The organism is Pseudomonas sp. (assembly GCF_028293835.1).
Lineage (GTDB): Bacteria > Pseudomonadota > Gammaproteobacteria > Pseudomonadales > Pseudomonadaceae > Aquipseudomonas.
Genome location: NZ_JAQGNX010000165.1, coordinates 38,209 through 46,982 on the forward strand (window position 1 = coordinate 38,209; position 8,774 = coordinate 46,982).

General features: G+C 53.5%; 8 protein-coding genes. 2 read left to right on the forward strand and 6 right to left on the reverse strand.

From position 1 onward, the window contains the following. Window positions 1-23: 23 nt before the first annotated feature. Both JWR17_RS22245 and JWR17_RS22250 read right to left on the reverse strand, forming a co-directional pair. Complete coding sequence (locus JWR17_RS22245) at window positions 24-293, reverse strand: hypothetical protein (RefSeq protein ID WP_299834871.1); 270 nt, start codon at window positions 291-293, stop codon at window positions 24-26. A gap of 127 nt (window positions 294-420) precedes the next feature. After that, on the reverse strand, window positions 421-966 hold the full coding sequence (locus JWR17_RS22250) for a hypothetical protein (protein WP_299834873.1): 546 nt from the start codon (window positions 964-966) through the stop codon (window positions 421-423). A 1,256-nt stretch (window positions 967-2,222) separates the two neighbouring features. Between JWR17_RS22250 and JWR17_RS22255 the strand changes: the two genes are divergently transcribed. Next, window positions 2,223-2,849, forward strand: a complete 627-nt coding sequence (locus JWR17_RS22255; RefSeq protein WP_299834874.1) for a response regulator transcription factor — start codon at window positions 2,223-2,225, stop codon at window positions 2,847-2,849. A gap of 147 nt (window positions 2,850-2,996) precedes the next feature. Here the strand turns inward: JWR17_RS22255 and JWR17_RS22260 are convergent, their stop codons facing one another. The 4 genes from JWR17_RS22260 to metG form a co-directional block, all read right to left on the reverse strand. After that, entirely contained in the window at window positions 2,997-3,179 is a 183-nt protein-coding gene (locus JWR17_RS22260; protein ID WP_299834875.1) for a PA3496 family putative envelope integrity protein, read from the reverse strand. Between the two features lie 105 nt (window positions 3,180-3,284). Beyond that, entirely contained in the window at window positions 3,285-3,923 is a 639-nt protein-coding gene (gene nth / locus JWR17_RS22265; protein ID WP_299834889.1) for an endonuclease III, read from the reverse strand. 151 nt (window positions 3,924-4,074) lie between these two features. Next, window positions 4,075-5,010, reverse strand: a complete 936-nt coding sequence (gene rsxB / locus JWR17_RS22270) for an electron transport complex subunit RsxB (RefSeq protein ID WP_299834890.1) — start codon at window positions 5,008-5,010, stop codon at window positions 4,075-4,077. 98 nt (window positions 5,011-5,108) lie between these two features. Then, window positions 5,109-7,151, reverse strand: a complete 2,043-nt coding sequence (metG, locus tag JWR17_RS22275; protein WP_299834877.1) for a methionine--tRNA ligase — start codon at window positions 7,149-7,151, stop codon at window positions 5,109-5,111. Window positions 7,152-7,339: 188 nt separating this feature from the next. On the opposite strand from metG, the gene apbC reads away from it, so the two are divergent. Beyond that, on the forward strand, window positions 7,340-8,434 hold the full coding sequence (gene apbC / locus JWR17_RS22280; protein WP_299834879.1) for an iron-sulfur cluster carrier protein ApbC: 1,095 nt from the start codon (window positions 7,340-7,342) through the stop codon (window positions 8,432-8,434). Window positions 8,435-8,774 lie beyond the last annotated feature (340 nt).

Sequence of the window (8,774 nt, forward strand, 5' to 3'; positions counted from 1 at the left end):
TTCGGGCAATGTGCACCGGCTGATTATTTAAGTTCAGATTTTTTGATGGCTTTCAAAAAGTTGTTCTCGTTGGAAAAGTCTGACGGACCGTATAGAACTTTATGATTGAAGTTTAGCGTCAAGAAGAACAAAAAAGTTAATGCTGACGGGAAGGCGATAAGAAACCAAACGTAGATCCCTTGGTTGTTCTCGTCGAGGTAGGGCAGCGCCGTGGCCGCCGAAGCTTCACACAGGCTGGCGAACAGCGCGATGACGTGGACTGGGGTGAGTGCTTTGATTGAATTTTTAATCATGGCTATTATTACTCTAATGGGTGGCGGAGCAAGTGCTCAACTGTCTTTAAGCGTACTGTCTATATCTTTGCAATAAACAGTTGAGAGCAGGCTTCGTTTAAACACAATGGCAAGTGGATGCCATCGCTCATTCCGCTGTTGGCGGGTCGCAGATTGTGGGGTCCCTCGTCTGTTTGAAGTCGAACCGATAGTCCCGCCCGATTTTCCATACCTGGCGCACGGTCAAGCGCAGTTGCTGTGCTATTTCAACGACGTTGTAGCCCAAGCCGGAGTAGTGCATGGCGTGGCCGGCTGTCTCATCGCTCACGCTGTCGAGGTCTCTTGTCGTTTCGCTTCTGGCTATGCGAACAGGACGGCTGTACGAGATTTTAAGGCTTTGTTCTCTTGCCATTCGCTTAATGTCTTTCTTGTTCATGCGCAGTGAGTATTGCAGTGAATTCACTCCAGCCCCCTTCGCCACCAAGCTCTTTAATAGTTCGACTTTTTTATGACCGTCTTCCTCTGTTTCGATATCATTTTTTGCAGCCCGTGATAACTCGCTGGGGAATTCGGCGGTTTCCCCAACAGGCACTACATGGATAACACCTCCTTGTTGAATGAAGCGTTCTACGGCGCTAGTCAAGTCGAGTTCGGGCATAGATAGGGACGAGGGGCTAGGGGTTTTATTATTCATGGTGCTGTACCTGTTCTGTAGACGGCAGCAGGCTTAACCGTTGGATAGAACACACCCGTGGTGGTCCGCCATGGAGGTGGATTTCTCCATGGGTCGGCCCAAAAAGGTGAGTCCTATCGGCTCGGTTATACCCAAGAAGGGGCTTTTTTTGCCAGCGAGCGGCGGGCCGATAATCTGTTATTCAGAAGTGCGCAACAGCACTCAATTTGAAACTATTGAAGTGCCTGTCGATAAAAAGTAACGAGTGGTAATAGGTTTTGCAAGAGAAAAAAGTAGAAGGGATAAAATGTAATGACAGGAGTGCGAATCGCTTACTTTTTATTCGCCACTCTTCTGTGTCTGATGTAGTACGTTTCCTTTTTGCGCTTTTGAGACTAGTAACACTGTAATGAATAGCATTAACTCCAAGTCGAACGAGCCCATAACGCCGGTTCGGGGTTAATTTCCCATCAAGTAGAGGGCGGAATTGTTTTGTCAAGGGCAGCAGGCTATGGCTGTTTTTTAACGCTGCCGGACACACGTGGCGTGAGAATTTCCCGGACGGCTCTGCTGCTGATTTTTTAAGTTAAATTGTAGGACCGATCAAACGTCAAGCACGCCGGCAAAGGTTTTAGGATGTAGGAAATGTCTTGTCGGGATGTAGTCTTTTTCCTATAGGTAACAACATGGCTACCATTTTCTGTTTAAAAGGATAGTTTGCACAATCGTTTCGCAAATCCTCTGGATGGAATTAGTAATAATTCTCTGTACGTAGTTCTGTGGTATGTCAGACAATTCGATTTATTCTGCTGATACAAGAGCGATGAACCTTGAACGTGCGCTTGTCTTGCCGATGCCGCGCATCGCCAGGTTCTGATTTCCAGGGATGAGGATCTAAAATAAAAACTACTGAAGTGCTGGCTAGTGGCCATGCGACACGATCGGCCTATGTTGCTAATAGGAATCGAGGCTAGTGCTGAATAGTCTAAGGGAGCGGGGATATGCTTGACCGAACGGCGATAATTCTATTACGTGAATCAATATGCAGTAGATCGACAAACGGAGGTGCAACCATTTTTTTAGCCCGCGAGGTAAACGCGTTGCGAATGGACGCCAGAAACTTCATGTACATGAGGACTTTTGTAGGAAATGTCTCTCGCTCATGTAGGAATCGTCTTTGGCTGTTGGTCCTCGAGGAGGTGCGCTATGCAAAGCACTAAACGACTAGGCTATTGTGCTGACTCTGACAATTTGAACAGCGAAAATTGGACTTGCTCATGAATAAAGTGCTGATCGTGGATGATCACCCCGTCATTCGGCTTGCTGTACGCATGCTAATGGAGCGCCATGGCTATGAAGTCATCGCGGAAACGGACAATGGCGTGGATGCCTTGCAACTTGCTCGCGAGCATTTACCCGATATCGTTATTTTGGACATCGGCATTCCGAAACTGGATGGGTTGGAAGTTATCGCTCGTCTGTCTGCGATGACGCTACCTTTCAGGGTGTTGATTCTGACTTCGCAAGCGCCGGGTCATTTCTCCATGCGCTGCATGCAGGCGGGGGCTGCGGGTTATGTGTGCAAGCAGCAAGACCTCACCGAACTGCTGAGTGCAATCAAGGCGGTGTTGTCCGGGTACAGCTATTTTCCGAACCAGGCACTGCACACTGTGCGCTCAAGCATGGGCAATGCCAGTGAGACGGACATGGTTGATCGGCTCTCCGGCCGGGAGATGATGGTGCTTCAGCAGCTGGCGCGGGGAAAGACCAACAAGGAGATTGCGGATGGAATGTTTCTTAGTAACAAGACTGTCAGCACTTACAAAACCCGTTTGCTGTTAAAACTCAACGCTCGCTCCTTGGTAGACCTGATCGAGCTAGCGCAACGCAACGGGTTGGTATGATGACGTTCAGAGGCGTAAGGAAGGCGTATCAGGCAGGAAGATACAGGGTGTACCAACCTTGATGATTCAAGGGTAAGGTTGCGCTAAAGCCTCTCGCGGACGAGAGGCTTTATACCGCATGCATTGATTTTACGACCACAAAATATCTTATAAATCAAAGTCATAATCGGCCAATCTACGCTGCAAGCGTCGTTCTTCCAGTAGATTGTCAATGGTACGACGTTTACTCAAATTGGTTTTTGCCTGTTCCACAGGCGGTTGGTTTTCATCGTCCGTTTCAACCGCGACGAAATCGTCGTCCTCGTCCAGTTGCTCTTTGCCAGTGCTCATAAAGTGACTCCAGGCTTAGGCTCTCATTGGCGGACCTTATAGCGGCAAATCCTGACCGGGTAAAAAAGATTTTTTCAATCGATCACCTCTAAAAACTACTATCGCTCAATCGTCGGACGTTTTTTCCTTGAATTCACACAAGTCTTCAATCCTGCAACTGCCGCAGCGGGGCTTGCGGGCCTGGCACACGTAGCGTCCGTGGAGGATCAGCCAGTGATGGGCGTCAAGCAAGAAATCTTTAGGAACAAATTTCATAAGCTGGCGTTCTACTTCGACGACATTTTTGCCTTTGGCTATGCCTGTCCTGTTGCTGACCCGAAAAATATGGGTATCCACTGCCATGGTCAACTGGCGAAAGGCTGTGTTGAGAACCACGTTCGCCGTTTTACGTCCGACACCAGGCAGCGCTTCCAACTCTTCGCGGGTCTCAGGCACCTGCCCACCGTGCCGTTCGAGCAACAACCTGCAGGTTTCGATCACGTTTTTTGCTTTAGCGTTGTAAAGACCGATGGTTTTTATGTACTCGGAAAGCCCGGCAACGCCGAGGTCATAAATCGCCTGAGGGGTATTCGCCACGGGATAAAGGCGTGCAGTCGCTTTATTGACTCCGACATCGGTCGATTGGGCGGAAAGGATCACGGAGATAAGCAGTTCGAAAGGCGAGCCATAGGCCAGTTCGGTTTTCGGTTCTGGATTGTCCTCATGCAGCCGACGAAAAATTTCCAGGCGTTTAGCAGCGTTCATGGATGCAGCGTTTCCTTGAAGGCGGAGGGGTAGATTAGCGCTTGGTAGCCGACACTTGGCGTTTACTTGGGCGAATGGGTCCAAACAATAGCGCAGTGGCTGACGGGGCGCTGGTGGCCGGCCACAATGCAGCGCTCAGTAGCGGGCGTATTCATGATAAGCGTGTCGTGTGCGAGCCCACGACGACGTTGGGTTGCGTCACGGTGGTTGTTTCGAAGAAATTCAGAGCCTGCTCGGCCGCTTCGAACTCGCGCTGCAACTCTACCAGCTGTTGCTGCTGCTCCCGGGTTGGCGGGTGGCCAAAGGCTTTCAATGATTTGTTCAGTTGCGCGCGGTTCATGGCCAAGGTGATCTTGGCCTTTTTCAGCGCTTGGTCGCTGGCAGCCGCTTTTTGGGCGCGAATACGCTCGATGGCCGATTGCACCAGGTCGTTCGCCGTATCGGAGGCTACGGGTGCGGTTGCCACGCGTTGCGCACGTGCCAGACGTTCCCCCTGCCGCTTTTCTTCTTCTCGATGCATTCGATCGTTTCGTAGCTCGAAACGTCGGCGCGCATGGTTGCGTTTGGCCGTGCGTGCTTGTTGCTGCTCAGTACCAAAAGCCAAGCCGCCAACGATAGGCACGACACTACCAAGGGCTGTCTCGTTACCAAGGGGCAGCGCATGCATCTCGATGCAGTCCACTGGGCATGGCGCCACGCAAAGATCGCAACCGGTGCACTCGTCAATGATGACGGTGTGCATCAGTTTTGCCGCACCGAGAATCGCATCCACCGGGCAAGCCTGGATGCATTTGGTGCAACCGATGCATTCCGCTTCGCGAATGAACGCGACCTGCGCCGGTGCCGGGCCGCGCTGAATGTCCAGTTGGATCACCGGCACTTTCAGCAAACGAGCGAGCGCGACGATGGTTTCGTCGCCACCAGGTGGGCATTTATTGATCGCTTCGCCAGCTGCGATCCCTTCTGCATAGGGTTTGCAGCCGGGGTGGCCACATTTCCCGCATTGAGTTTGTGGCAACAGGGCGTCGATGCTGGTGATCAGGTTCATGGCGTGAGCTTGATTTTTGTCATGGGATGTCGAACGGATGACTGGCCTTCAGAAAAGATAGTACCGAGCAGGCTGAGCGTGTGCTTCTTGCATAAAAAAGCCCACGAACGGTGAGGCTCGTGGGCTTGACGCAGGGTTTACTTGATTCGTTGGCCTGGCTTGGCACCGCTGTCCGGGCTAAGCAGGTAGATTTCCTCGCCTCCAGGGCCCGCCGCCATCACCATCCCCTCGGAAATACCGAAACGCATTTTCCGTGGTTTGAGGTTGGCAATCATCATCGTCAAGCGGCCCTCAAGCTCGGCCGGGTTCGGATAGGCGCTCTTGATCCCGGAGAATACATTGCGCTGTTCATCGCCGATATCCAGGGTCAGACGCAGCAGTTTGTCGGCGCCTTCAACGTGTTCGGCCTTGAGGATCAATGCTACCCGAAGGTCGACCGCAGCGAACGCATCAAAGTCTATCTCGGCGGCCAGCGGTTCTTTGACCAATTCGCCATTGCCTTGCGGGGCAACCGAGGTCTGGCTGACGGTCAGGTCTTCTTTCGACGCATCGCTCATGGCCTGGACTTTTACCGGGTCAATTCGGGTCATCAGCGCAAGGAACGGATTGAGCTGATGATCGCTCAGCAGCGTCAGGTGATCGCCCCAGGTCAACGGCGCGACGTTGAGGAATTTCTCGGCATCGGCAGCCAGCAGCGGCAACACCGGCTTGAGGAAAATCACCAGTTGGCGGAACAGGTTGATGCCCAGCGCGCAAACGGCCTGAACCTCATCTTGCTTGCCTTCCTGCTTGGCCAACGACCAGGGCGCCTTGTCGGCGATGTAAGCGTTTGCGCGATCAGCCAGGCCCATGATTTCACGCATGGCGCGGGCGAAATCTCGCGCCTCGTACGCCTCTGCGATGCCTGGCGCAGCAGCGAGGAATGCGTCGGTCAGCTCGGGCGCTGCGTTGCCCGCAACCAACACACCGGCGTTACCTTTGTGGATGAACCCTGCACAACGGCTGGCAATGTTGACCACTTTGCCGATCAAGTCCGAGTTGACCTTCTGCACGAAGTCTTCGAGGTTCAGGTCCAGGTCATCGACCCCACGGCTGAGCTTGGCCGCGTAGTAGTAACGCAGGTATTCCGGCGGCAGATTGTCAAGGTAGGTACGGGCCTTGATAAAGGTCCCGCGAGATTTCGACATCTTCTGGCCATTGACGGTCAGGTAGCCGTGGACGTTGATTGCGGTTGGCTTACGGAAGCCTGCGCCTTCGAGCATGGCCGGCCAGAACAGCGCATGGAAATTAACGATGTCCTTGCCGATGAAATGGTACAGCTCGGTGGTGGAGTCCTTGGCCCAATACGCATCGAAATCCAGATCGGGGCGGCGTGCGCACAGGTTCTTGAAGCTGGCCATGTAGCCAATCGGCGCATCCAGCCACACATAGAAATACTTGCCCGGCTCACCAGGAATCTCGAAACCGAAATACGGCGCGTCCCGGGAGATGTCCCACTGTTGCAAGCCAGCATCCAGCCATTCTGCGATTTTGTTCGCGACGGCTTCTTGCAGCGTGCCACTGCGGGTCCAGCTTTTCAGCATGGCGTCGAAGTCGGGCAATTTGAAGAAGAAGTGCTGCGATTCCTTCAAGACCGGCGTGGCCCCGGAAATGGCTGATTTCGGGTTCTTCAGGTCAGTCGGCGCATAGGTCGCACCACATTTCTCGCAGTTATCACCATATTGGTCTTCCGTGCCGCATTTCGGGCAGGTGCCCTTGATGAAGCGGTCGGCCAGGAACATCAGCTTTTCCGGGTCGAAATATTGAGTGATGGAGCGCGTAGCGATGTGCCCGGCATCGCGCAGTCGGGTGTAGATCATGCTCGACAACTCGCGATTTTCATCCGAGTGCGTAGAGTGGAAGTTATCGAAATCCACCAGGAAGTCGGCAAAGTCGGCGCTGTGTTCAGCCTTTACATTGTCGATCAGTTGTTCTGGAGTGATCCCTTCTTTTTCAGCACGCAGCATGATTGCCGAGCCGTGGGCATCATCCGCGCAGACGTAGATGCACTGATTGCCACGGTGCTTTTGAAAGCGCACCCACATGTCAGTCTGGATGTACTCAAGCATATGGCCAAGGTGGATTGATCCATTGGCGTAGGGCAGGGCGCTGGTGACGAGGATCTTGCGTGGCTCGGACATGGGGCTCGGCTACTTGAAGTGGAACGGAGGTCGGCCACTATAAAGGTCTGGGCGATATTTTTCACCCCGCCGTCACATATTGACCGCATTCAACGCAACGTTAAGCTCATGGCTAAAACATGCCGAACGGCTGCATAAGGGGTAGGATAGCCGCCTGTTTTACTCAGTCTTTATTCTCGGGAGTAGCCATGAGCGCCGTTAATCGCGCAGCGGTGGAAGCCGTTCTTCGCCAATATACCGACCCTTATTTGAATCAGGATCCTGTCAGCGCTGGCTGTGTTCGTGCCATCGACATTCAGGGTGATCGCGTCGCCGTGCAGCTTGAACTCGGCTATGCCGCCGCGTTGTTCAAGAATGGCTGGGCGCAAATGCTGCAAATCGCCATCGAAGGGCTTGATGGCGTGTCGTCGGCCAAGGTCGAGGTGCGCAGCGTAATTGCCCCGCACAAGGCTCAGGAGCAGATCCCGGGCCTGGCCAATGTGAAAAACATTGTGGCGGTGGCCTCGGGGAAGGGCGGGGTGGGTAAATCCACTACTGCTGCGAACCTGGCGCTGGCGTTATCTCGCGAAGGGGCGCGGGTCGGCATTCTCGATGCCGATATCTACGGCCCAAGCCAAGGCGTGATGTTCGGCATCGCGGAAGGCACCCGGCCGAAAATCAAGGACCAAAAATGGTTCGTGCCCTTGGAATCCCATGGAATTCAAGTGATGTCCATGGCGTTTCTGACCGATGACAACACACCAATGGTTTGGCGTGGGCCCATGGTTTCTGGCGCTCTGCTGCAATTGATTACGCAGACCGCGTGGGATGATCTGGACTATTTGGTTATCGACATGCCGCCAGGCACTGGGGATATTCAGCTGACACTGGCACAGAAAGTCCCGGTGGCGGGCGCTGTGATTGTCACCACACCGCAAGATCTGGCATTGCTGGATGCGAAGAAGGGCGTGGAGATGTTCCGTAAGGTGAACATTCCGGTGTTGGGCGTCGTGGAGAACATGGCGGTACACATTTGCTCTAACTGCGGTCATGCAGAGCATTTGTTTGGCGAAGGTGGCGGTCAGAAGCTGGCGGCGCAATACGACGTCGAGTTGCTGGCCTCATTGCCCTTGTCGATGTTGATTCGAGAGCAGGCGGACGGCGGCAAGCCTACGGTCATCGCTGAGCCTGAAAGCCAGATTGCTATGGTCTATCAGGAGCTGGCCCGGCATGTAGGTGCGCGGATCGTTCTGCAGGAAGCGCAATCGCAGGCAATGCCGAGCATTACCGTTAGCGACGACTAACGCTAGCTGTAGGAGCCGACGTGTTGGCGAGAGGTGTTGCGCAGTCTTATCAAACAACGCATAACTTAGTGACTTAAAAATAATATGTAGGAGCTGCCGAAGGCTGCGATTCGACCGGGAACCGGTCGCCCTCGTGATACCGCTGAAGGAGTGCCGGTCGCCCGCGACCCCGGCCTATCGCAGCCTTCGGCAGCTCCTACAGATTTTTGTTTGCTGCGCGACAGCGAGGCGTCTGGACAAAGGGCGACCTCCTGCAGGGTCCTGCATTTACCCATAAATTACAGGCGTAAAAAAACCTCGCTTTTAAGGGCGAGGTTCTTTTTAAGCGAATAAGTACAAG